Source organism: Mycobacterium sp. NPDC003323, assembly GCF_053589535.1.
On record NZ_JBSFSB010000009.1, the window covers coordinates 34204 to 56893 of the forward strand.

General features: G+C 68.4%; 22 protein-coding genes. 15 read left to right on the top strand and 7 right to left on the bottom strand.

Features of this window, described 5'->3' with window-relative positions; genetic code table 11:
• Positions 1-26: 26 nt before the first annotated feature.
• The 3 genes from cobA to ACWDUN_RS19780 all read right to left on the bottom strand — a co-directional run bounded on the left by cobA (position 27) and on the right by ACWDUN_RS19780 (position 2655).
• Positions 27-1145: a uroporphyrinogen-III C-methyltransferase gene (gene cobA, locus ACWDUN_RS19770; RefSeq protein ID WP_449931636.1), complete on the bottom strand. Its 1119-nt coding sequence runs from the start codon at positions 1143-1145 to the stop codon at positions 27-29.
• A complete protein-coding gene (locus ACWDUN_RS19775) occupies positions 1138-1740 on the bottom strand; it encodes a LuxR C-terminal-related transcriptional regulator (protein WP_449931638.1) in 603 nt (200 codons plus the stop codon). Before ACWDUN_RS19775 ends, cobA begins: the two co-directional genes overlap by 8 nt.
• Positions 1741-1944: 204 nt before the next feature.
• Positions 1945-2655: a (2Fe-2S)-binding protein gene (locus tag ACWDUN_RS19780; protein WP_449931640.1), complete on the bottom strand. Its 711-nt coding sequence runs from the start codon at positions 2653-2655 to the stop codon at positions 1945-1947.
• A gap of 219 nt (positions 2656-2874) precedes the next feature.
• Between ACWDUN_RS19780 and ACWDUN_RS19785 the strand changes: the two genes are divergently transcribed.
• The 14 genes from ACWDUN_RS19785 (at position 2875) to ACWDUN_RS19850 (ending at position 16565) form a co-directional block, all read left to right on the top strand.
• Positions 2875-3303: a diol dehydratase small subunit gene (locus ACWDUN_RS19785; RefSeq protein ID WP_449931642.1), complete on the top strand. Its 429-nt coding sequence runs from the start codon at positions 2875-2877 to the stop codon at positions 3301-3303.
• Between the two features lie 11 nt (positions 3304-3314).
• A complete protein-coding gene (locus ACWDUN_RS19790) occupies positions 3315-5030 on the top strand; it encodes a propanediol/glycerol family dehydratase large subunit (RefSeq protein WP_449931644.1) in 1716 nt (571 codons plus the stop codon).
• Between the two features lies 1 nt (position 5031).
• The gene (locus ACWDUN_RS19795) at positions 5032-5607 is read left to right on the top strand and encodes a propanediol/glycerol family dehydratase medium subunit (RefSeq protein WP_449931646.1); all 576 of its coding nucleotides are present in this window, start codon (positions 5032-5034) and stop codon (positions 5605-5607) included.
• The gene (locus ACWDUN_RS19800) at positions 5607-7457 is read left to right on the top strand and encodes a diol dehydratase reactivase subunit alpha (RefSeq protein ID WP_449931648.1); all 1851 of its coding nucleotides are present in this window, start codon (positions 5607-5609) and stop codon (positions 7455-7457) included. The genes ACWDUN_RS19795 and ACWDUN_RS19800 overlap by 1 nt, the downstream gene beginning before the upstream one ends.
• Positions 7450-7818, top strand: a complete 369-nt coding sequence (locus tag ACWDUN_RS19805; RefSeq protein ID WP_449931650.1) for a glycerol dehydratase reactivase beta/small subunit family protein — start codon at positions 7450-7452, stop codon at positions 7816-7818. Before ACWDUN_RS19800 ends, ACWDUN_RS19805 begins: the two co-directional genes overlap by 8 nt.
• 214 nt (positions 7819-8032) lie before the next feature.
• Positions 8033-9445: an ethanolamine permease gene (gene eat / locus ACWDUN_RS19810; RefSeq protein ID WP_449931652.1), complete on the top strand. Its 1413-nt coding sequence runs from the start codon at positions 8033-8035 to the stop codon at positions 9443-9445.
• Positions 9442-10851 carry an ethanolamine ammonia-lyase subunit EutB gene (locus ACWDUN_RS19815; RefSeq protein WP_449931654.1) on the top strand — a complete coding sequence of 470 codons (1410 nt, stop codon included), beginning with the start codon at positions 9442-9444 and terminating at the stop codon, positions 10849-10851. The genes eat and ACWDUN_RS19815 overlap by 4 nt, the downstream gene beginning before the upstream one ends.
• Complete coding sequence (gene eutC, locus ACWDUN_RS19820; protein WP_449931656.1) at positions 10848-11630, top strand: ethanolamine ammonia-lyase subunit EutC; 783 nt, start codon at positions 10848-10850, stop codon at positions 11628-11630. The genes ACWDUN_RS19815 and eutC overlap by 4 nt, the downstream gene beginning before the upstream one ends.
• 236 nt (positions 11631-11866) lie before the next feature.
• On the top strand, positions 11867-12310 hold the full coding sequence (gene rplM, locus ACWDUN_RS19825) for a 50S ribosomal protein L13 (RefSeq protein ID WP_440759247.1): 444 nt from the start codon (positions 11867-11869) through the stop codon (positions 12308-12310).
• 23 nt (positions 12311-12333) lie between these two features.
• Positions 12334-12810 (top strand): 30S ribosomal protein S9, encoded by a 477-nt coding sequence (gene rpsI, locus ACWDUN_RS19830; protein WP_449931854.1) that lies wholly within the window; start codon positions 12334-12336, stop codon positions 12808-12810.
• Positions 12811-13112: 302 nt separating this feature from the next.
• Positions 13113-13574 (top strand): hypothetical protein, encoded by a 462-nt coding sequence (locus ACWDUN_RS19835; RefSeq protein ID WP_449931658.1) that lies wholly within the window; start codon positions 13113-13115, stop codon positions 13572-13574.
• 126 nt (positions 13575-13700) lie between these two features.
• Positions 13701-15038, top strand: coding sequence for a phosphoglucosamine mutase (gene glmM, locus ACWDUN_RS19840; RefSeq protein WP_449931660.1), 1338 nt, complete (start codon positions 13701-13703; stop codon positions 15036-15038).
• A gap of 52 nt (positions 15039-15090) precedes the next feature.
• A complete protein-coding gene (locus ACWDUN_RS19845; protein ID WP_449931662.1) occupies positions 15091-15396 on the top strand; it encodes a type VII secretion target in 306 nt (101 codons plus the stop codon).
• Complete coding sequence (locus ACWDUN_RS19850) at positions 15396-16565, top strand: hypothetical protein (RefSeq protein WP_449931664.1); 1170 nt, start codon at positions 15396-15398, stop codon at positions 16563-16565. The genes ACWDUN_RS19845 and ACWDUN_RS19850 overlap by 1 nt, the downstream gene beginning before the upstream one ends.
• On the opposite strand, the gene ACWDUN_RS19855 is transcribed toward ACWDUN_RS19850, so the two are convergent.
• The 4 genes from ACWDUN_RS19855 to ACWDUN_RS19870 form a co-directional block, all read right to left on the bottom strand.
• Positions 16566-17255, bottom strand: a complete 690-nt coding sequence (locus tag ACWDUN_RS19855) for a histidine phosphatase family protein (protein WP_449931666.1) — start codon at positions 17253-17255, stop codon at positions 16566-16568.
• A gap of 38 nt (positions 17256-17293) precedes the next feature.
• The gene (locus ACWDUN_RS19860; RefSeq protein WP_449931668.1) at positions 17294-18649 is read right to left on the bottom strand and encodes a DEAD/DEAH box helicase; all 1356 of its coding nucleotides are present in this window, start codon (positions 18647-18649) and stop codon (positions 17294-17296) included.
• Positions 18650-18831: 182 nt separating this feature from the next.
• On the bottom strand, positions 18832-19872 hold the full coding sequence (locus tag ACWDUN_RS19865) for an LLM class F420-dependent oxidoreductase (protein WP_449931670.1): 1041 nt from the start codon (positions 19870-19872) through the stop codon (positions 18832-18834).
• A 46-nt stretch (positions 19873-19918) separates the two neighbouring features.
• Positions 19919-20761 carry a dienelactone hydrolase family protein gene (locus tag ACWDUN_RS19870; protein ID WP_449931672.1) on the bottom strand — a complete coding sequence of 281 codons (843 nt, stop codon included), beginning with the start codon at positions 20759-20761 and terminating at the stop codon, positions 19919-19921.
• Between the two features lie 64 nt (positions 20762-20825).
• Here ACWDUN_RS19870 and glmS point away from each other — a divergent pair, with 64 nt between their 5' ends.
• Positions 20826-22688 carry a glutamine--fructose-6-phosphate transaminase (isomerizing) gene (gene glmS / locus ACWDUN_RS19875; protein WP_449931674.1) on the top strand — a complete coding sequence of 621 codons (1863 nt, stop codon included), beginning with the start codon at positions 20826-20828 and terminating at the stop codon, positions 22686-22688.
• Positions 22689-22690 lie beyond the last annotated feature (2 nt).

Below are 22690 nucleotides of genomic sequence, written 5' to 3' on the forward strand. Positions count from 1 at the left end.
CCGCCGGTAGACGGACGGGACGCCCGTCAGAGCGCCAGAGCGCTCTGCGGGCGTCTCGTCGTTTCGGTGGCCAGGCCCGGTACGAAACCGGCCACCGCTCCGATGACGGTGGTGGCCGGCGGACGTACCCCGGCCTCGCGCGCGACGGCGGCGATGGTGTCCAGTTCGGCACGGATCTCATGCTGTCCGGCCAGGGTGCCGTCGGCGATCACCGCGGCCGGCGTCTCGGCGGGCATCCCGGCGTCCAGCAGGGCTCTGGTGATCGCCTCCAGATTGGCCACGGCCATCATCAGCACGATGGTGGTGTTGGCCGACGCCAGCGCCGCGTAGTTCACCGTGCACTGCGGATCATCGGGCGGCACATGGCCGGACACGACGGTGAATCCCTGCGTGAGGCCCCGGTGGGTGACGGGGATGAGTGCCGCGGCCGGTGCCGCGATGGCCGAACTGACACCGGGTATCACCTCCACCGCGATGCCGGCCCGCACACAATCGTCGATCTCCTCGCCGCCGCGGCCGAAGACGAAACCGTCGCCGCCCTTGAGTCGCACCACCGTGCGCCCGGCGCCCGCGTGTTCGACCAGCAGTGCGTTGATGGTGCTCTGCTCGGTCCGGCGGCCGCCGGGGATCTTCGCCACATCGATGATCTGTGCCTGCGGCGCAATCTCGTTGAGCACACCGACCGGTGCCAGGCGGTCGGTGACGATCACATCGGCACACGCGAGCGCGGCCCGTCCGGCCACCGTCAGCAATCCCGGATCACCCGGGCCACCGCCGACGATGACGACCCGTCCGGTGCGTGGATGCGCCGTGGTCGGCCGCCGGCCCTGGTGCGCGTCGATGCAGAACAGACCGCGGGCGCCACCCTGTGCGACGGCCCGGTGTTCGGTGTCTGTCAGACCACCGCAGTCAAAGAGCACCTCGACATCGTCGAGGTCGTCGGTGTCGAAAGCTCTTCGCTGCCAATCGATCAGATTCCGATCGGCGAGATCGGACACATAGGGCGAGGCCTCGGGCGAGAACACCCGCACGTGAGCACCGGCGGACACCAGCCCACCGACGACGGTGACCGCGTGCTCGGCCGACCCGAGTACCGCCACCGTGCGACCGCGCACCGGGAGCTGGACGGCAATACCCTCACCCATGGTCGCGAGCCCGCAGCACGGTGGCTACCAGCGCCGCCCGACTGTGCACGTCGAACTTCGTCTTGATGTTGTGCAGATGGAATTTCACGGTGGCCTCCGAGATGAACAGGGAACCGGCGATGGCGCGGTTGTCCAGGCCCTCGACCACCAGGTCGAGCACCTCGCGTTCGCGACGGGTCAGGGTACCGGTGTCGCCGGGGTCGGACTGACGACGCAGTTCGTCGATGAGGGTTTCGGCGCTGCGGGCGTCGAGGGCGCGGTGGCCGTCGATGACCCGTGCGACGGCGCGGCGCAATTCGGCCGCCGATGATCGGCGGTCGACCACGGCGTCGGCCCCGGCGGTGATCAGCGGTAGCGCCCGTTCACGGGGGTCCTCACCGTCGATCACCGCGATCACCCTGGGCCGCGGGTCCAGCCCGGCCAGGACGGCCGGCAGTGCGGCGTTCATCGCGGCGTCGATGACGAGAAGTTCGGGGGTCAGCTCGAGCAGTCGCTCCAGCAGGCCGGGACCGTGCGCAAGATCACCGGCCAGCGCGACACCGGCACCGTGGGACATCACGTGGATCAGCCCGTGCCGCAGCAGCTCGTCGTTCATGACGAACACTGCGCGCGGCGCATCGTGGGTCGTGAAAGGTAGTGCAATGCTGAGGTTTTCGCTTTCACCATCGGTATCGACGGTGCCGCTGTCCCGCTCGGTCGGTGCAACGCGGGTCTGTGGCCAGCCCATGGTCAACTCCGTCCTGCTGCTGAGCGGCGAATGGTAATGCAGCCAGCGTTGCAAAGACGTTGCAACGGGTGATCAGCGAGTGGACCCGGGAACCAGCACACAATCCCCGCACAGCCCGCCGCCGGGTCCCTGGTAGTACAGGCAGCAGCTGTTGCGGCGAAACTGACCGCCGGTGAACGAGCCCGTCCCGATCAACGGGTCGAGTTGCAACAGTTGGCGCACCAGTTGCCGGCCCGCACCCTCCAGTTCCGGCCGCGACATCGCCAGCACGGTCACCGCGCCATTGGAAGCGGAGGCGATGTTGCCCAGGCTGACCTGGGGTGAAAGCGACACCAGTGTGGCCAACCTGGCGCCGAGGTCCACCAGCACCGGCACCACGGTGTCGACGATGGCGGCCGCGCCGGCGGGCCGCCACTGCGGCTCGGCGACGGCGAACAGCGGCGCATGGGTGTCCGAAGGTCGCCAGCGGATGGTGGCGGCATCGAGCACCGGGACGGCGTGCAGACAGACCGCGGCACCGATCACGGGGGAGAGCAGGCGGGCGGCCACCCCCAGTTGGAACGACGACGCCGCCATCCGCACCGGCACCCGATCCGGCCCACAGCCGGCGGCGGCCGCGATCGCCGACCGGGTTGCCTCGACATGCCCGGATATCACCGCCGTATCGAAAAGTTCTGGCAGCGACCGCCATTGGGGCTGTCCGGAGGCGACAGGCAGTGCGAAGTAGCCGCCCAGGTCTGCCAGTGTCGCCAGGTGGCCTGCGGTGTCGAGTGGGAGTTTCACGGTGCTTGCAGGTTAGCCGCGGATGGCGAACCGACGCCCGCGGACGACCGGAACTGGCCGAGTAGACAGCGCAATCCCGACCGCCCGGCGAGGTCGGCAACTGTCTGCAACGTTGTTGCAACGTGACGGGAGACACAATGGGCGCACCGCGGAAGCCCCGCGCCACAAGAACACAGTCAGGTGACCTCACCTGGGTCATCCCTCACCTGGGAGCAGTGCATGACAGAACCGACCCTTGATCCAACGGTGGATTACCCGTTGAGCCTGAATCGGCAGGATCTGCTGTTCACCCCCAACGGCAAGCCGATCGCCGACATCACCATGGAGGCGGTGATGTCCGGGGACGTCACCGCCTCGGATCTGCGCATCACCCCGCAGACACTGCGTCTGCAGGCGCAGATCGCCGAGAAGGTGGGGCGCAATCAGCTGGGTGCGAACCTCCGCCGGGCGGCCGAGATGACCGCCATCAGCGATGAGCGTGTGCTGCAGATCTATAACGCGTTGCGCCCCAACGCTTCGACCAAGCCGGAGCTCGACGCGATCGCCGACGAACTGGAAAACCAGCACGGGGCCACCATGCTGGCCGGGCTCGTCCGCGAAGCCGCCGACGTCTACGAGCGTCGCGACATCCTGGCCACCAACGAATAGGAGTTAAACCGGTGACCGCAGTTTCGCCTGAACAGGCGCCAGCACAGAAGCGGCAGTCCGAGCGGACCAGGGTGCTCGAGGAACGTCCGGTCAACCTGGACGGATTCGTGCAGGAGTGGCCCGAGGTCGGCATGGTCGCCCTCGACAGCGCATTCGACCCCGAGCCCAGCGTCAAGGTGGTCGACGGCGTCATCGTCGAGATGGACGGCCGGGCCCGCGCCGACTTCGACTTCCTGGACCAGTTCATCGCCGATCATGCGATCGACGTGGACAGCACCGAGGCGTCGATGGCCATTCCCGCCCAGGAGATCGCCGCGATGCTGGTCGATCCCCGGGTCACCCGCGACGAGGTCATCGCGGTGACCCGCGGTCTGACCCCGGCCAAGCTGCTCGAGGTCGTCAAGACGATGAACATCGTCGAGATCATGATGGGCATGCAGAAGATGCGGGCCCGCCGCACCCCGGCGAACCAGGCGCACTGCACCAGCGCCCGGGACAACCCGCTGCAGGTGGCCTGCGAGGCCGCCGAGGCATCGCTGCGCGGATTCTCCGAAGTGGAGACCACGTTGGGCGTCGTGCGCTATGCACCGCTGGTCGCGATGGCCCTGCAGATCGGCAGTCAGGTGGGCACGGGCGGTCGGCTGACCCAGTGCGCGCTGGAGGAGGCCACCGAACTCGAACTCGGCATGCGCGGTATCACCGCCTACGCCGAGACGATCTCGGTCTACGGCACCGAGTCGGTGTTCGTCGACGGTGACGACACCCCGTACTCGAAGGCGTTCCTGGCCGCGGCCTACGCCTCGCGCGGTATCAAGATGCGCTTCACCTCGGGCACCGGTTCGGAGGTGCAGATGGGCAACGCCGAGGGTCGCTCGATGCTCTACCTGGAGATCCGCTGCATCCTGGTGACCAAGGGTGCCGGTGTGCAGGGCCTGCAGAACGGTTCGATCTCCTGCATCGGTGTCCCGGGTGCGGTACCCGCCGGTATCCGGGCGGTGGCCGCCGAGAACCTGATCGCCTCCGCGGTCGATCTGGAATGCGCCTCCGGTAACGACCAGTCGTTCTCGCATTCGCCGATGCGGCGCGTGGCCCGACTGCTGCCCCAGCTGATGCCGGGCACCGACTTCATCACCTCGGGCTACTCGGCGACACCGAACTACGACAACATGTTCGCCGGATCGAACGTCGATGCCGAGGACTTCGACGACTTCAACACCATCCAGCGGGATCTGCAGATCGACGGCGGTCTGCAGCATGTGAAAGAGGCCGATATCCTCGCGGCGCGCCACCGCGCCGGCAAGGCCCTGCAGGCGGTGTTCCGCTACCTGGATCTGCCGGCCATCAGCGATGCCGAGATCGAGGCGGCGGTCTACGCCCACGGCAGCCGGGAGTTGATCCCGCGCGATGTGCTGGAGGACCTCAAGGGCGCCCAGCAGGTGATGGATCGCAACGTGACGGGTCTGGATCTGGTGAAGGCGCTGGAGTCCACCGGCTTCTCCGATATCGCCGAGAACCTGCTGACCGTTCTGCGCCAACGTGTCTCGGGTGATCTGCTGCAGACCTCGGCCATCATGACGCGCGATCTGCAGCCGTTGTCGGCGGTCAACGACCGCAACGACTACGCCGGACCTGGCACCGGTTATCGCCCGACCGGGGCGCGCTGGGAGGAGATGAAGCGGCTGCGTCACGTGACGAGCGCCGAGAACCCCGAAGTTGAGGTGGAGTGAAATGACCGACAGAGTCCTGACTTTCGCCGACGAGAAGCCGGCCGAGCCGGGTAAGCGGACCGACGAGGTGCTGGTCGGCATCTCGCCGGCCTTCGCCGACTTCTTCACCCAGACCATCACCGGGCTGTCCCATGCCGATGTGATCCGCCAGATCCTGGCCGGTATCGAGGAGCAGGAGGTCTCGGCCAGGATCGTGCGGGTCCGGCACAGCAGCGATCTTGCGGTCGTCGCCCACACGGCGGCCAAGTTGTCGGGTTCGGGCATCGCGATCGGGCTGTTGTCGCGCGGTACCACCATGATCCATCAGCGCGACCTGCCCCGGTTGTCCAGCTTGGAGCTGTTCCCGCAGTGCCCGCTGATGACCCTGGAGACCTATCGGCAGGTCGGCTCCAATGCGGCGCAGTACGCCAAAGGCGAGTCACCCGAACCGGTTCCGACGCTCAACGATCAGATGGCGCGTCCGCGCTGGCAGGCCAAGGCCGCGCTGCTGCACCTGAAGGAGACCGAGCAGATCGTCAAGGGCGCCAAGCCGGTCGAGGTGATTCCGCAGTTCGCGCAAGCGCTGGCGACGAACTGATGGTCACCGTTGTCGGTGTCGACATCGGCAACTCGACGACGGAGGCCAGCGCAGCGACCATCGGTCCCGACGGGTCGATAACGTTTCTCGGGGCAGCCCTGGCGCCGACCACCGGCGTCAAGGGCACCCCGCGCAACGTCGACGGTGTTGCCGATGTGGTGGACCGGGCGCTTCGCGCGGCCGGAGTCGCCGTGGGCGATCTGGACACCGTCCTGCTCAACGAGGCAACGCCGGTGATCAGCGGGATGGCGATGGAAACCATCACCGAGACCATCATCACCGAGTCGACGATGATCGGGCACGATCCGCGCACGCCGGGCGGTCGCGGTCTGGGCGTGGGCACCACGGTGGCCTTCGAGTCGCTCACCGAGGCCACCGGTTCGGAACCGGTCATCGTCGTCGTCCCCAGCGGCGTCGACTTCGAAGTCGCCGCGCAGACGATCAACACCGCGGTCGGACGCGGGATCGCCGTCGCGGGCGCCATCCTGGGCAACGATGACGCGGTCCTGGTGGTCAACCGGCTCGATACGATGATCCCGGTGATCGACGAGGTGTCGCGCATCGACGCGGTGCCGCTGGGCATGCTGGCTGCCGTCGAGGTGGCCGGACCGGCGCAGTCGATCCGCACGCTGTCCAATGCCTATGGGCTGGCCACGATCTTCGAACTCGATGCCGCCGCCACCCGGGTGGTCTCGCCGGTCGCACGGGCACTGACCGGTAATCGGTCGGCGGTGGTGGTGCGCACCCCGGCCGGTGACGTCGCCGACCGCACCATCCCGGCGGGATCGCTGGAGCTCAACGGGCAGAGTCGGCGCGCGAGCATCGACGTCTCCCGCGGCGCGGTGGAGATCATGGCGGCCGTCGAACGCGTCAGCCCACTGGTCGACGTCAGCGGTGAGGCCGGCACCAACACCGGCGGCATGATCGCCAACGTGCGCCAGAGCATGGCCGATCTGTCCGACCATGCGATCGCCGATGTGCACATCAAGGATCTGCTGGCCGTCGATACCTTTGTGCCGCAGGAGGTTCGCGGTGGCGTCGCCGGTGAGGTGGCGCTGGAGAACGCGGTCGCGCTGGCCGCGATGGTGCGTACCCGCGAGAGCGGGATGCAGGCCGTGGCCACCGCGGTGGCCGACCGGTTGCGCGACGCGGGTGCCGAACGGGTCGAGGTCGTCGTCGGTGGTGTCGAGGCCGAGATGGCGGTCCGGGGCGCGCTGACCACGCCCGGAACCGACAAGCCGCTGGTGGTGCTGGATCTCGGTGGGGGATCGACAGACGCCGCGTTGATCGAGACCGATGACACGATCACCGCGGTGCATCTGGCGGGCGCCGGTGACCTGGTCACCAAACTCATCGATGCCGAACTGGGGCTGAACAACCTGGAGCTGGCCGAGGACATCAAACGCTTCCCGCTGGGCAAAGCGGAGAGCTTCTTTCATGTCCGGCTGGAGAACGGCACCGTGCAGTTCTTCGAGAAACCGCTGCCGGCAACCGCGTTCGCCCGGGTGGTGACCCTGGACGGTTCGGGGATGAACCCGATCCCGGGCCGTCATTCGATGGAGCGGATCGCCACGGTGCGTCGCACCGCCAAGGAACGTATCTTCGTCGTCAACGCGCTGCGGTCGCTGCGCAGCGTGGCACCCGGGGGTGACCTGCGTCAGATCGGGTTCGTGGTGCTGCTCGGCGGTTGCGCGCTGGACTTCGAGATCCCCGATCAGATCGCCGATGCCCTGGCCCCATACGGGATCGTCTGCGGCACAGGGAACGTCCGCGGCACCGAGGGTCCCCGTAACGCGGTGGCATCGGGGCTGGTGGCGGCCTACGCCGTGAAGGTCGCCGGCCGTGGCTGACGGCTTCCGGTCCGCCCCATCGCAGCCGCAACCGCCCACGGTCGTGGTGGCATCGGACGGTCCGGATCCGACGGTGCGTGAGGTGGTCGCCGGTATCGAGGAAGAAGGCGTGCCCTTCACGGTCGAATCTGTGACCGGGCAGTCGGCGACCGCGCTGGCGCAGCGGGCCGCGGCCCAGTCGTCGCTGCAGGTGGGCGTCGGTGTCGACGCCGCCGGCGAGGTCAGTGTCTGTCATGCCAAGCTCGAACAACCGGTTTTCGAGCTGGCGGGTGGATCCAGCCCGGCGCAGCTGCGGACTCTGGGGCACAACGCCGCCCGCATCGTGGCGGGTCTCCCGCTGCGGACCTTCGTGGCTGACTGACGCGCTTTTGAGGCCGTGTTGGGGTGGACAGCGCGGCGTTTACCGACAATACTGCTCTATCAAAGGTCGGGTATCCGACCTTTAGGCTGACTCGTGTTTAGGCAGTCGAACGTGCCCCGGTCAGCCCGAGGCTGGCAGATGCTTCAGGCGCCGACCCGGCGCCCCGATCACCATTGATCGACCGCAATTGCACTGTCAACAAAGGAGTTGTGAAGTGGCCGGTGTCGAAGAGCACCTCGAGAGCGCAGACTATCTGCAGAAGCGTCAACTCAAATCGGGCACCGCGGGCTGGCTGCTGCTGGCCGGACTGGGTGTCAGCTATGTGATTTCCGGCGACTACTCGGGTTGGAACTTCGGGTTGGAGCAGGGCGGCTTCGGCGGTCTGGCGATCGCCGCGGTCATCATCGCGGGCATGTACCTGGCGTTGGTGTTGGGCATGGCTGAGCTGTCCTCGGCGCTGCCGGCCGCCGGCGGTGGCTACACCTTCGCCCGCCGTGCCATGGGGCCGTGGGGCGGATTCGCCACCGGCACAGCCATTCTCATCGAATACGCCATCGCGCCCGCGGCCATCGCCACCTTCATCGGCGCCTATGTCGAATCGCTGGGCCTGTTCGGTATCACCGACGGCTGGTGGGTGTACCTGGCCGCCTACGCGTTGTTCATCGGCATCCACCTCGCCGGCGTCGGCGAGGCGCTGAAGGTGATGTTCGTGATCACCGCCATCGCACTGGTCGGGCTCATCGTCTTCGCCATCGCGGCCATCGGTCACTTCGATGTCGCCAACCTGACCAATATCGCCGTCGACGAGAGCGCCGCGGGAGCGTCGAGCTGGCTGCCCAACGGCTACCTCGGCATCTGGGCCGCCTTCCCGTTCGCCATCTGGTTCTTCCTGGCCATCGAGGGTGTGCCGCTGGCGGCCGAGGAAACCGCCAACCCTGAGCGCAACGTCCCGCGCGGCATCATCGCCGGCATGGGCGTGCTGCTGGTGACCTGCGCGGCGGTGCTGATCCTGACCACCGGAGCCGGTGGCGCGGACGAGATGAAGGCCTCGGGCAACCCGTTGGTGGAAGCACTCGGTGACAGCACCGCGGCCACCGTGGTCAACTACATCGGCCTGGCCGGTCTGATCGCGAGCTTCTTCTCCATCATCTACGCCTACTCGCGTCAGCTGTTCGCGCTGTCGCGCGCTGGTTACCTGCCCAAGACCCTGTCGGTGACCAACTCCCGCAAGGCGCCCACCCTGGCGCTGATCGTGCCGGGACTCATCGGCTTCGCGCTGTCGCTGACCGGGCAGGGCGCCACGCTGCTGAACATGGCGGTCTTCGGCGCGGCGTTGAGCTACGTGCTGATGATGGTCAGCCACATCGTGCTGCGCCGCCGGGAACCGGACATGCCGCGTCCGTACCGCACCCCGGGCGGCGTCGCGACCACCGGCTTCGCCCTGGTCATCGGCGTGTTCGCGGTCATCGCGACGTTCCTGGTCGACCCGGTCGCCGCCGGCTGGTGCCTGGGCGTGTTCGCGTTGTTCATGCTGTACTTCGCCGTCTACAGCCGGCACAAGCTGGTGGCCAACTCGCCCGACGAGGAATTCGCCATGCTGGCGAAGGCGGAGAGCGAACTGCGGTGATCTACCGGCAGCAGGTCTCGGGCGTGAACTACGCCTTCGACGGACTCGTGGAGGTGATGGCCAAGGCCACGCCGCTGCGCTCGGGCGACCAACTCGCCGGGTGTGCCGCCGAACACGACGCCGAACGCGCGGCCGCCGCGTGGGTGCTCGCCGACCTGCCGCTGGAAACCTTCCTGCACACCGACATCGTCGACTACGACACCGACGAGGTCACCCGGCTGATCATGGACAGCCATGACCGGCAGGCCTTTTCGCCCCTGTCGGGTCTGACGGTGGGCGGCCTGCGGGACTGGCTGCTGGAGACGTCGTCGCATGCCGACAGCGCGGCACGGATCGCGGCGATCTCGTCGGGGCTCACCCCGGAGATGGTCGCCGCGGTCAGCAAGATCATGCGCAACCAGGATCTGATCGCGGTGGCGGCGGCGTGCACCGTCACCGCGGCGTTCCGCACCACCGTCGGCCTACCCGGCACCCTGGCGACCCGGCTGCAGCCCAACCATCCCACCGACGACCCGCGCGGTATCGCCGCGGCGGTGCTGGACGGGCTACTGCTGGGGTGTGGGGACGCCGTCATCGGGATCAACCCCGCGACCGATTCACCGCAGGCCACCGCCGACCTGCTGGCGCTGCTGGACTCGATCCGCACCCGCTACGACATCCCGGTGCAGTCGTGCGTGCTGTCGCACATCACCACCACCATCGGGCTGATCGAAACCGGCGCCCCGGTGGATCTGGTGTTCCAGTCCATCGCCGGCACCGAGGGTGCCAATTCGGCGTTCGGCGTTGACATCTCGTTGCTGCGCGAGGGGCGCGAGGCGGCTCTGAGCCTGCAGCGCGGCACCGTCGGCACCAACGTCATGTATCTGGAGACCGGGCAGGGCTCGGCGCTCAGCTCGCACACCCATCTGGGGGTGGGCGGTAAGCCGGTCGATCAGCAGACGCTGGAGACCCGCGCCTACGCCGTCGCGCGTGATCTGGATCCGCTGCTGGTGAACACCGTGGTGGGTTTCATCGGACCGGAGTATCTCTATGACGGCAAGCAGATCATCCGCGCCGGTCTGGAAGACCACTTCTGCGGCAAGCTGCTGGGCCTGCCGATGGGCGTCGACGTCTGCTACACCAACCACGCCGAAGCCGACCAGAACGACATGGACACGCTGCTGACGTTGTTGGCGGCGGCCGGTGCGGCCTTCGTCATCACGGTGCCCGGCGCCGATGACGTCATGCTCGGCTACCAGAGCCTGTCGTTCCACGACGTGCTGACCACCCGCCGCACCCTGGGGCTGCACCCGGCACCGGAATTCGAGGCCTGGCTGCAGCGCGTCGGCATGGTCGACGACGCCGGGCGGCTGACCCCGTTCGACCTGACGCACTCACCGTTGCGTGCGCTCACCTCCGCACCATGAGGAGCGCTTTGAGCAGTGACCCCGCGGTCCAGGAGTTCTGGGCCGACCTCCGCAAGACCACCCAGGCCCGCATCGGGCTGGGCCGCGCCGGCACCGCGTTGCCCACCCGGCAGGTGCTGGAACTGGCCGCCGCGCATGCCGCCGCCCGCGATGCGGTGCACATCCCGCTCGATGTCGACGACCTCGGCCGTGCCGTTCGCGCGGTGGGGATCGGTGAACCGGTCGTGGTGACCAGCCGGGCCGGTTCCCGCGACGAGTATCTGCGCCGCCCCGATTTGGGCCGCATCCCGGCGGAGTCGCCGGCCGTCGCGCGGACGCCGGCCGATATCGGCTTCGTGCTGGCCGACGGGCTCTCGCCGACGGCGCTGAGCCACCACGGCGCCAAGCTGCTGGCCGCCCTGGCCGAGGTCCTCGGCGAGCGTCACACGCTGGCCCCGCCGGTGATCGCGACCCAGGCTCGCGTCGCCCTGGGTGACCACATCGCCGCTGCTCAAGGCGTGCGCACATTGCTGGTGATCATCGGGGAGCGGCCCGGCCTGAGCGTCGCCGACAGCCTGGGTATCTACCTGACGCATCTGCCGCGGGTGGGCCGCACCGACGCCGACCGCAACTGCATCTCCAATATCCATCCGCCCGACGGCCTGGGGTATGAGCAGGCCGCGCGGGTGGCCGCCGGGCTGGTGGACGGCGCGGTGGCGCTCGGCCGTTCCGGGGTGGACCTCAAGGACACCTCGCGGTTGCAACTCGGCGCGCCACGCGCGGATCGTGAGATCTCCTAGCGGGTGCTTGGACCTGCCTCACCTCAGTCTGGTGCGCACCTCGACCAGGTGTGAAACCACGGCCACCCTGGCCGCGCTTCGGGCGTTTTGACCTGCACGGACACCGCCCGGTAAGCTCCCTCGCTGGCGTGTGCTGTCCTTCGGGGCATACGGGTCCCGGGTCAACGTCGGTCGCCGGGAATCCTCATCCGCATCCGCCTGACCGGCATTCAACCCGAGAGAAGAAGGTAAGCAACATGCCTACTTACACGCCGAAGGCGGGTGACACCACGCGTTCGTGGTACGTCATCGATGCCCAAGACGTGGTGCTCGGCCGGCTCGCCGTGGAAGCAGCCAAGCTGCTGCGCGGCAAGCACAAGCCGACATTCACCCCCAACGTCGACGGTGGCGACTTCGTCATCGTCATCAACGCCGAGAAGGTCTCCCTCAGCGGCGACAAGCTCACCAAGAAGTTCGCTTACCGTCACTCGGGTTACCCCGGTGGCCTGCGCAAGCGCACCATCGGCGAGCTGCTGGAGAAGCACCCCACCCGTGTCGTCGAGAACGCCATCGTCGGGATGCTGCCGCACAACAAGCTGAGCCGTCAGGTGCAGAAGAAGCTGAAGGTGTACGCGGGCCCCGAGCATCCGCACGCCGCGCAGCAGCCGATTCCGTTCGAGATCAAGCAGGTGGCGCAGTGACCGAGTCTGAAGTGACTGAAGTGATCGACGACGTCGTCGAGACCCCCGAGGGTGAGGTCACCTACGAGGAGACCTTCGTCGAGGAAGCCGCTCCGCGCGAGCCGGTCTACATCGACCGCCCGATCCAGACCGTCGGCCGCCGCAAGGAGGCCGTGGTGCGGGTGCGCCTGGTGCCCGGCACCGGCAAGTTCAACCTCGACGGTCGCTCGTTGGAGGACTACTTCCCCAACAAGGTGCACCAGCAGCTGATCAAGGCTCCGCTGGTGACCGTCGACCGGCTGGAGAGCTTCGACATCTACGCCCACCTCGATGGTGGCGGCCCGTCCGGGCAGGCCGGCGCACTGCGTCTGGCGATCGCGCGCGCACTGATCCTGGTGCAGCCCGAGGATCGTCCGGCGCTGAAGAAGGCCGGGTTCCTGACCCGCGACCCGCGTGCCATCGAGCGCAAGAAGTACGGCCTCAAGAAGGCCCGTAAGGCGCCTCAGTACAGCAAGCGCTGATCTGTTCGTCTTCTCGGCCGCCGGGTGTGGAGCAATCCACACCCGGCGGTCTCTTTTTATTGTGATGTTCTTTGCCGACTTCCGCGCCGGCACTGGTGAGGCCCGAATCCGACCCGTTGCCATGTCCGGCCGAACCGCACGATCCGGCTGGGCCGGGTTTGATCTCGGCGGGGTTTGGTGAACCTTGGAGGTGGAGGAGCGGGGGCGTTTTCGCGCGTCCAGGCAGACCGAATCTGCCGTCGGTGCGAGTCAGTCAGCTCGTTGGGGGACCGGACCGCTTCCACTGACTGAAAGGATGATGGATGAAGAACAACACTGTGATGCGTATGACCGCCGGCGCCGCCATGAGCGGGGCCCTGCTGCTGTTCGGTGGCGCCGCCGTTGCGAGCGCGCAGCCGGGTGACGGCCGGGTGGACCTGGCGATCGGCACCGCAGGTGTGCTGACCGATGTGCCCATCGACGCGGCCTCGCAGATCGCCGCGGATGTCTGCAAGGGTGACCTCGGCGAGCTGACCGTGACCGCGGAGAGCGTGGACACGGCCGGAGCGCAGCAGAGCGCGTGCACCAATGCACTGGGCGCTGTCGACTTCCGTCAGAACGGCATGGAGCAGCAGGGCATGACCGAAGAGCCCGGCACCGCCGAGGGTGCCTCGTTCTCCGAGGAGCCTGCCGAGCCGACCGATGAGACCGTCGAGGACGGGACCACCGGTGAGGCCCCGGTGACCACCACGACCACGGTCCCCGAGGGTGCCCCGGCCGGGTAACCACCAGCTGATACCGCCACAGCCCGCGTCCCTCGACGCGGGCTGTGGTGTATCGATTTCATACCGACCCGGCCGCGGGGCTTGTCAGTTGGCTCTGGGGCCCTGTCATGTGAGAAGTTTGTCGGCATGGCTCGACTGTTCGGCACCGACGGCGTGCGCGGGGTCGCCAACCGCGACCTGACCGCTGAACTGGCGCTGGCGCTGGGTTCGGCGGCGGCGCGCAGGCTGAGCTCGACATCGTCGGCGGGGCGCCGGGTGGCCGTCGTGGGACGCGATCCGCGGGCCAGCGGCGAGATGCTGGAGGCGGCCGTGATCGCCGGGCTGGCCAGCGAAGGGGTCGACGCGCTGCGCGTCGGGGTGCTGCCCACTCCGGCGGTGGCCTACCTGACCAGCGCGTATGACGCCGATTTCGGCATCATGATCTCCGCCTCGCACAATCCCATGCCCGATAACGGCATCAAGATCTTCGGTCCCGGTGGGCACAAGCTCGACGACGCCACCGAGGACCGCATCGAGGAGTTGGTCAGCTCCGGTCCGGGGGAGCGCCCGGTCGGCGCCGGGATCGGCCGGGTGGTCGACGCCGAAGACGCCCTGGACCGCTACCTGCGGCACGTCGCCAAGGCCGTCACCACCCGGCTGGACGGCATCAAGGTGGTGGTGGACTGCGCCAACGGCGCCGCCCACGCCGCCGCGCCGATGGCCTATCGGGCGGCGGGCGCCGAGGTCATCACGCTGCATGCCGAGCCGAACGGTCTCAACATCAACGACCACTGCGGGTCGACGCACATGGAGGTGCTGCAGCAGGCCGTCGTCGCGCACGGTGCGGATCTGGGCCTCGCGCACGACGGTGATGCCGACCGGTGCCTGGCGGTCGACGCCGACGGGAACGTCATCGACGGTGACGCCATCATGGTGATGCTCGCACTCGCCATGCACGAGGCGCAGGAACTTGCGTCCAACACCCTGGTCACCACGGTCATGAGCAATCTCGGACTGCACATCGCGATGCGCGCGGCCGGTATCGAGGTGCGCACCACGGCCGTCGGCGATCGTTATGTCCTGGAGGAGTTGCGCGCCGGGGAGTTCTCCCTGGGCGGCGAGCAGTCCGGTCATATCGTGCTGCCCTCGTTCGGCACCACCGGCGACGGCATCGTCACCGGTCTGCGGCTGATGTCGCGAATGGCGCAGACCAGGACCGCGCTGGCCGGCCTCTGCGCCCCCATGCAGACCCTGCCGCAGGTGTTGATCAACGTCGCGGTCGCCGACAAGGCCACCGTCGCGGGTGCGGATTCGGTGCGCAACGCGGTCGCCGAAGCCGAGGCAGTGCTGGGGGACACCGGCCGAATCCTGTTGCGCCCGTCCGGAACCGAGCAGGTGGTGCGCGTCATGGTGGAGGCCGCCGATGCTGATACCGCACGCCAGTTGGCCGCGCGGGTGGCCGAATCGGTGAGCGAGCTCGGCTAGTTTTTTCCAGATCGGCGGAACCGAACGGGCCGCTGCTGCGTCCAATCCAGGTATGGGACACATCGACTCGGCCCGGGTGGACATTGCCGCCTTGTTGGAAGCGGCGCATCGTTACGACTGGGTGGCCGGACTCATCGACAGCGCGGTGCACCGCTGCCAGACGTCGTTGGCCTTCGGTGCCGGCTGCGCCGGCCGCGACTACGGCGACGGCGGTGACCAGGTCCGTCACGCGGTGGCCGCGACCGTGGGGCGGCTGCAGTCCTGGGCCGCGGCCAACCGCGATATCGCATCGGCGCTGCGGTTCTCGGCGGGCCGGTACACCGATGTCGATGCGCGTGCGGCGCGACGGATCGGGTGATGATGCTCGACGAGGGCCGGCCGGCCGTCGAGGTGATCGCCGAATACGCGCAGGCATGCCGACAGCTCGGGCATGCCGCCCCCGACCCGACGGGATTGGTGGCCGCCTACACCGCCGAGGAGTCGATGGATCTGGCGGTGCTGGAATCCGACTGCCAGGCGCTGGCCGCGCTGGTTTCCGCGGCTGACGAGGCACTGCTGTTGCAGGACGGTGCCCGCCGTGCCGTCACCGAGGCGTGGCAGGGGGTCGGTGCCGACGGGGCCGGCGACTTCCTGGACCGGCACACCGCGGCCTCGTCTCAGACTGTCGACGGGTTGCGTTGTGCCACCGATGCTTTGGTGGATCTGCGCGATCAGCTGCGCCGGTTGGTCGAGGCCAAGGTGGCCGCCACCCTCGATGTCGAGGCCCGCGCCATGCGGGGCGAATGGCTGAGTGCGGCGCGCATTGTGACCACGGGTGCCGGCGATCAATCCGGGGCCAGTGAACTGGTCGACCAGCGGGTGGCGCCGTTCGTGACCGCCGATGTGGGTGTCGACTGGATGTCGTCGATGCGCGCGACCGAGGACGCGATCCGCAATGCCTATTCCGGTGCGGCGGCGACGGCTGCACCACCTGCGCCCGCCTTCGAGATGCCGGCCGGACCTGCCGGACCCGTTGCCGCCGAGGGCGTCCCGTCGCTGCCGGGTGGTGGCGGTTTCGGCGGCCTGCCGTCGATGGGCTCGGGGATGTCCGGTGTCTCCGGGCTCGGTCAGTCGTTCGCGGACATGCTCGGCGGGCTGCTGGGTGCGGCTGGCGGCGTCACGCCGGACGGCCTCGACGAACCGGTGCTCGACGAACCGGTGCGCGACCAACCCCCGGAGGATGAGCCCGGGTCCGATGACGAGGAAGCCGACGACGAGAAGGTCGAGGGTGAGGAACCCGACGAGAGCAAGGACCTCGAGAGCGGGGCCCCCGAGGACGAGGAGCCCGACGCCGAGCCCGTCGACGCCGAGATCCCCTTCGGCGCCGCCGAAGCACCGCCGGCGGAGTCGGCACCCGCACCGACTCCGGTTCCCGAACCCGTCGCCGCACCGGCCCCGGTACCGCCACCCGCGGAACCCGTGACCGCAGAACCCGCGGCTACGCCGTGCGAGATCGCCGCCGACGAACTGCCGCAGGCCGGACCGTGATCAGGCGCCGTTGTGCTCGGCGACCAACATCCAGCCGTCGGCGGGATTACCGCGCACCACGAAGTATCCGGTGTTCTGCAGCGGCTCGGTCGCCAGGGCAGCGGGATCGATCCCGCGCACGTTCAATGCCACCCAGGTCATGATGGCCGCGCCATGGGAGTACGCGACGGCATTGTGGTCGCCGCTGTCGTAGATCGCGCGCATGGCTTCGTCGAACCGGGCGTCGAACTCGTTGCCGTCGACCGAACCCGGGATGCGCGCGGCCCGATCGCCCCGCAACCACTGCAACGGCGCCTGGAAGTAGGTGGTGCCGGCGTCGGTCTCGGGCCTGCCCTCGTAGACGCCGGCCTCGATCTCCCGCAGACCGGGCAGCACCACGATGGGTTCGGCCAGCACATCGGCCATCGGTCGCGCCGTCTGCTTGGTGCGGATCATGGTCGAGGCGTAGATCCCGTCGAAGACGGTGCCCTTGCCGCGTAGCAGCGCGGTCACCGCTTCGGCCTGCCGTTGTCCCAGCTCGGTGACCGCCGGGCCGGGGGTGGAGGTGTCGATCAGGCCGGACGCGTTGCCCGCGGATTGGGCGTGGCGCACCAGCGTCACGGTGATGTCGGGCTCGGCCGATGCTGCCGGAGCGGACAGGAATCCGAGAACCAGCAGAATGGCCGAAACCCGCGAAATGGTTGCCGTCATGAGTCAGACGCAACCATTTCGCGGGTCTGGGTGCAATATCAGCGCGGCGAACCGGCACCGCTGCGGCGCGGACGGCCGCGGCGGGCGCGCGGGTTACCTCCACCGGCCGACCCGGTATTGCCCGAGCCACTGGAACCGTTGTGCCGCTGCGGCTTACGCCGACGGGTGGATTGGCCGGCCGGACGTGCCGCGGGCTGCTCCGGGGTCTCCAGCACGATCGGCCCGGTGAAGTTGCGCTCGCCGGGGGCGATCTCCTGCAGCACCGGGTGATTCGCGCCGCTGAACTTGGTCACCGTCGGTTTGACGCCGGCCTTGCGGGTCAGCACCCGAACGTCGGACACCTGGCTGTCCAGCATCAGGGTCACCACGGTGCCCTCGCTGCCGGCGCGTGCGGTCCGGCCGGACCGGTGTAGATAGGCCTTGTGCTCGACCGGCGGATCGGCGTGCACGACGAGGTTCACATCGTCGACGTGGATACCGCGGGCGGCGATGTCGGTGGCGACCAGCACGGTGGCCGCACCGTCGGAGAAGGCACCGAGGTTGCGGGTGCGAGCGTTCTGCGAGAGGTTGCCGTGCAGCTCGACCGCCGGCACGCCACGCGAATTGAGTTTGCGGGCAAGACCTTTGGCGCCGTACTTGGTGCGGGCGAAGACGATGGTGCGTCCCGGCGAGGCCGCCAGGTCGGCCAGCACCTCGAACCGGGCGGCTGCGTCGACGTGCAGCACATGGTGCACCATCGCCGACACCGGGGATTGCTCGGAGTCCACGCTGTGCACGACGGGATCATGCAGGTAGCGGTCGACGAGCACGTCGATTCCGTTGTCCAGGGTCGCCGAGAACAGCAGCCGCTGGCCGTCACGCGGGGTGCGGTCCAGCAGGCGCTTCACCGGCGGCAGGAAGCCGAGGTCGGCCATGTGGTCGGCCTCGTCGAGCACGGTGATCTGCACGCCGGACAGGTCGGCGTGGCCCGACTTGACGTGGTCTTCCAACCGGCCCGGGCAGGCGATGACGATATCGACACCGTCGCGCAGCTTCTGGATCTGCGGCTGGGCGCCGACGCCGCCGAACACGGTCACCGACTTCAGGCCGGTGGCCTTGGCCAGCGGCGCCAGCGAGGCGTCGATCTGGGTGGCCAGTTCGCGGGTCGGGGCCAGGATCAGGGCGCGGAATCGCCCGGAGCGCCGCGGCGCCGGATCGGCGGACAGCCGCCCGACGACGGGCAGCAGGAACGCGTAGGTCTTACCCGATCCGGTCTTACCGCGGCCGAGGACATCGCGGCCGGCCAGTGAATCGGGCAGCGTCGCAGCCTGAATGGGGAAGGGGGACTCGATGCCGTTGGCAGCGAGCGTGGTGACGACGGCCTCGGGCAGCCCGAGGTCGGCAAAGGTGGGCACGTGAAAGCTCCAGTGAATAGGGTGCGGTCGTCCTGCCCGGCGCGGGAGTTCCCGCGGCGCTCGGTGTGACGATCGAGCAGGGCGTAGAAGTCGCCCTGGCGAAGCGGCAAAAGGCAGAACAGACGATGCCGCTGTTACACAGCCTACCCAATGGGGCGTCGCGGCCCCAAGTCATCCCCGGTTTATGAGGCGAGCGTCACCAGTTCCTCGGTGAACCGCAACGCCTCGGCGTCGTCGACCGCCAGCGGATGCACCAGCATCGTCGTCGCACCGGCCTCGGCGTAGGCGGCCAGTCGTTCCTTGACGAAACCGCGCGGGCCGACCAGCGATACATGGCGCACCAGTTCGTCGGGCACCGCGGCGATGGCTTCTTCCTTCTTGCCGGCCAGGAACAGATCCTGGATGTGGTCGGCCACCTCGCCGAAGCCGTATCGGGTGGCCAGCTTGTGATAGAAGTTCTGGCCGCGCGCGCCCATTCCGCCGATGTAGAGCGCCAGTTGGGGTTTGGCCCAGGCCAACCGGTCCTCGACGTCATCGCCGATGGCCAGGCTGGCGCTGACCATGATGTCCAGCGGGCCCAGTCCCGGGTCGCGCTTCGCGAAGCCCGCGCGCAGCGAGTCGCCCCATACGTCGTCGGCCTTCTCCGGGTAGAAGAACACCGGCTGCCAACCCTGCGCGATTTCCGCGGTCAGCTCGACGTTCTTCGGGCCGAGTGCCGCGATGGTGATCGGAATGCTGTCGCGCACAGGGTGATTGATCAAGCGCAGCGGTTTGCCGAGGCCGGTGCCGCGGTCGGCGGGCAGCGGGATCTGGTAGTGCTTGCCGTCGTAGTTGACCTTCTCGCGGCGCCATACCTGGCGGCAGATGTCGACGACCTCGCGGGTGCGGCCCATCGGCGCCTCGAACGGCACACCGTGGAAACCCTCCATCACCTGCGGGCCGGAGGTGCCGATGCCGAGCCGGAAGCGGCCGTCGGAGACGTAATCCAGGCCCGCGGCCGTCATCGCCAGCAGGGTGGGGGTGCGCACGTAGATCGGGACGACGCCGGTACCGAGCTCGATCGTCGAGGTCTTGGCCGCCAGATAGCCGAGCTGGCTGATGGCGTCGTAGGAATAGGCCTCGGCCACCAGCGCGATGTCGACGCCGACCTTCTCCATCCGGGCGACCTGGTCGGCCGCCTCCTTGAAGCCGCCCGCATAGCTGAGAAAGATCCCTGTCCGCATGGCAGCGTTTATATCACCAACCGGTTGGTTGGGACAGTCGAGCGGCTCAGCCCTTGAGCAGAGCGACGATCTTGTCCTCCAGGCTCGGTTGCTCGGCCTCCGGGTCCAGGGGCACCGTCCGGGGCAGCGTCACCTCGGGATCGGCGAAATCGCGGTAGGCCTTGTCGCCGGCGAGCGTGAACAGCAGATAGCCGGTCAGTAGGGCGCGCACCGTCTTCTGGGTCTTCTTGTCCGCGCCGGGCAGACCGAAGGCCTTGGCCAGCCGGCGGCCCTCGACCAGGCCACCCGGTTCGGCCTTGGCGACTATCCGCAGATCCGCCGCCGACCAGACTCGAGCCAGCGCATCGGCATTGGACCGGATGGAGCTGGCGTCCGACTGCGTGCGCAGGATCAATCCCGGCAGCTGTAGCGCGGCGGCCGGTTGTTCGGCGGGCGGGCTGGACACCGCGGGGAACAGGGCCGCGGCCGCTTTCAGCTTCGATCCCATGCCGGCGGCCGTGAACACCGCCGCCGAGCCACCGAAACCGTGGCCGACCACCCCGAGCTTGCCGGGATGGACGCTGATCTTGCCCGGACCCAGGCGCACCCCGGCGATGATGTCCAGCGTGGTGCCCAGGTCGACGGCCAGGTTCAGCACCGACGGGGCGATCGACTTCTCGGTATTCGGCGCCGCCGCGACGATGCCCCAGGACGCCAGGTGCTCCAGCGTGCCTGCATACCGATCGGTGCCGGTCAGCCAGTCATGGCCGAACGCGATACCGGGCAGGTTGAACCCCGTTTCCGGGGTGTAGACGACGCCGGGTTGACCGGCGAAGGCAAGGTCTCCGCGCAGGACGCGATGCGGGCCGCGCCGCGTCAGAGCAGCGAAGAGTTTCTTCGTCTTGGCCACGCATAGACCCTAGTCGACGCGCGTCGATGAGCGCGGCGTCGGCACTGCACTACCCTGGGACGCTATGTGTGGAATCGTCGGCTACGTCGGGCAGCGCCCTGCCTGCGAGATCGTCGTCGATGCGTTGCGCCGGATGGAGTACCGCGGATACGACTCATCGGGCGTCGCCCTGCTCGACGGCTCCGGTGGGCTGACCGTGCAGCGCAAGGCCGGCCGGCTGGCCAATCTGGAGGCGGCGCTCGACGAGGCCGGTGACGATGTGCTCGGCGGCACCACCGGGATGGGACACACTCGCTGGGCCACCCACGGCCGGCCCACCGACCGCAACGCTCACCCGCACCGCGACAACAGCGGCAAGTTCGCCGTCGTGCACAACGGGATCATCGAGAACTTCGCGGTCCTGCGCGCCGAGCTGGAGGCCGCAGGCGTCGAGTTCGCCAGCGACACCGACACCGAGGTGGCCGTCCACCTGGTGGCGCACGCCCATGCCCACGGCGCGACCGCCGGTGACTTCGTGGCCTCGGTGCTGGCGGTGCTGCGCCGCCTGGAGGGTCACTTCACGCTGGTGTTCGCCTTCGCCGACGAGCCCGGCACCATCGTCGCGGCGCGCCGCTCGACACCGCTGGTGGTCGGCGTCGGCGACGGCGAGATGTTCATCGGCTCGGATGTCGCCGCGTTCATCGAGCACACCCGCGAGGCCGTGGAACTGGGCCAGGACCAGGCCGTGGTGATTACCGCCGACGGCTACCGGGTCACCGACTTCGCCGGGAACGACGCACCTGCCCGGCACTTTCATATCGACTGGGACCTCAGTGCCGCCGAGAAGGGCGGCTACGAGTTCTTCATGCTCAAGGAGATCGCCGAGCAGCCCACCGCCGTCGCCGAGACGCTGCTGGGGCACTTCGAGGACGGTCGCATCGTGCTCGACGAGCAGCGGCTGTCGGATCAGGAGCTTCGCGAGGTCGACAAGGTCTTCATCGTCGCCTGCGGCACCGCCTACCACTCCGGCATGTTGGCCAAGTACGCCATCGAGCACTGGACCCGGCTGCCCGTCGAGGTGGAACTGGCCAGCGAATTCCGTTATCGCGACCCGGTATTGGATCGCAGCACCCTGGTGATCGCGATCTCGCAGTCCGGCGAGACCGCCGACACCCTGGAGGCGGTGCGGCATGCCAAGGAGCAGAAGGCCAAAGTGTTGGCCATCTGCAACACCAACGGCAGCCAGATCCCGCGCGAGGCCGATGCGGTGCTCTACACCCGTGCCGGACCCGAGATCGGGGTGGCGTCGACCAAGACGTTCCTGGCGCAGCTGACCGCCAATTACCTGGTGGGGCTGGCCCTGGCACAGGCGCGCGGCACGAAGTACGCCGACGAGGTGGCCCGCGAATATCACGACCTGGAGGCGATGCCCGAGCAGGTCGCCCGCGTGCTGACGTGCATGGACTCGGTCACCGAGTTGGCGCGCCGGTTCGCCGATTCCTCGGCCGTGCTGTTCCTGGGACGTCATGTGGGCTACCCGGTGGCGCTCGAAGGTGCGCTCAAACTCAAGGAACTGGCGTACATGCACGCCGAGGGATTCGCCGCAGGTGAACTCAAGCACGGCCCGATCGCGCTGATCGAGGACGATCTGCCGGTGATCGTCGTGATGCCCTCGCCCAAGAGTGCCGCGACACTGCATGCCAAGCTGCTGAGCAATATCCGCGAGATCCAGGCCCGCGGGGCGGTCACCGTCGTCATCGCCGAGGAGGGCGATGACACCGTGGCACCGTATGCCGATCACCTCATCGAGATACCCGCGGTGTCAACGCTTTTCCAGCCATTGCTGTCGACGATCCCGATGCAGGTGTTCGCCGCCGGGGTGGCGCAGGCCCGCGGGTATGACGTCGACAAGCCGCGCAACCTGGCCAAGTCGGTCACCGTCGAGTAGTG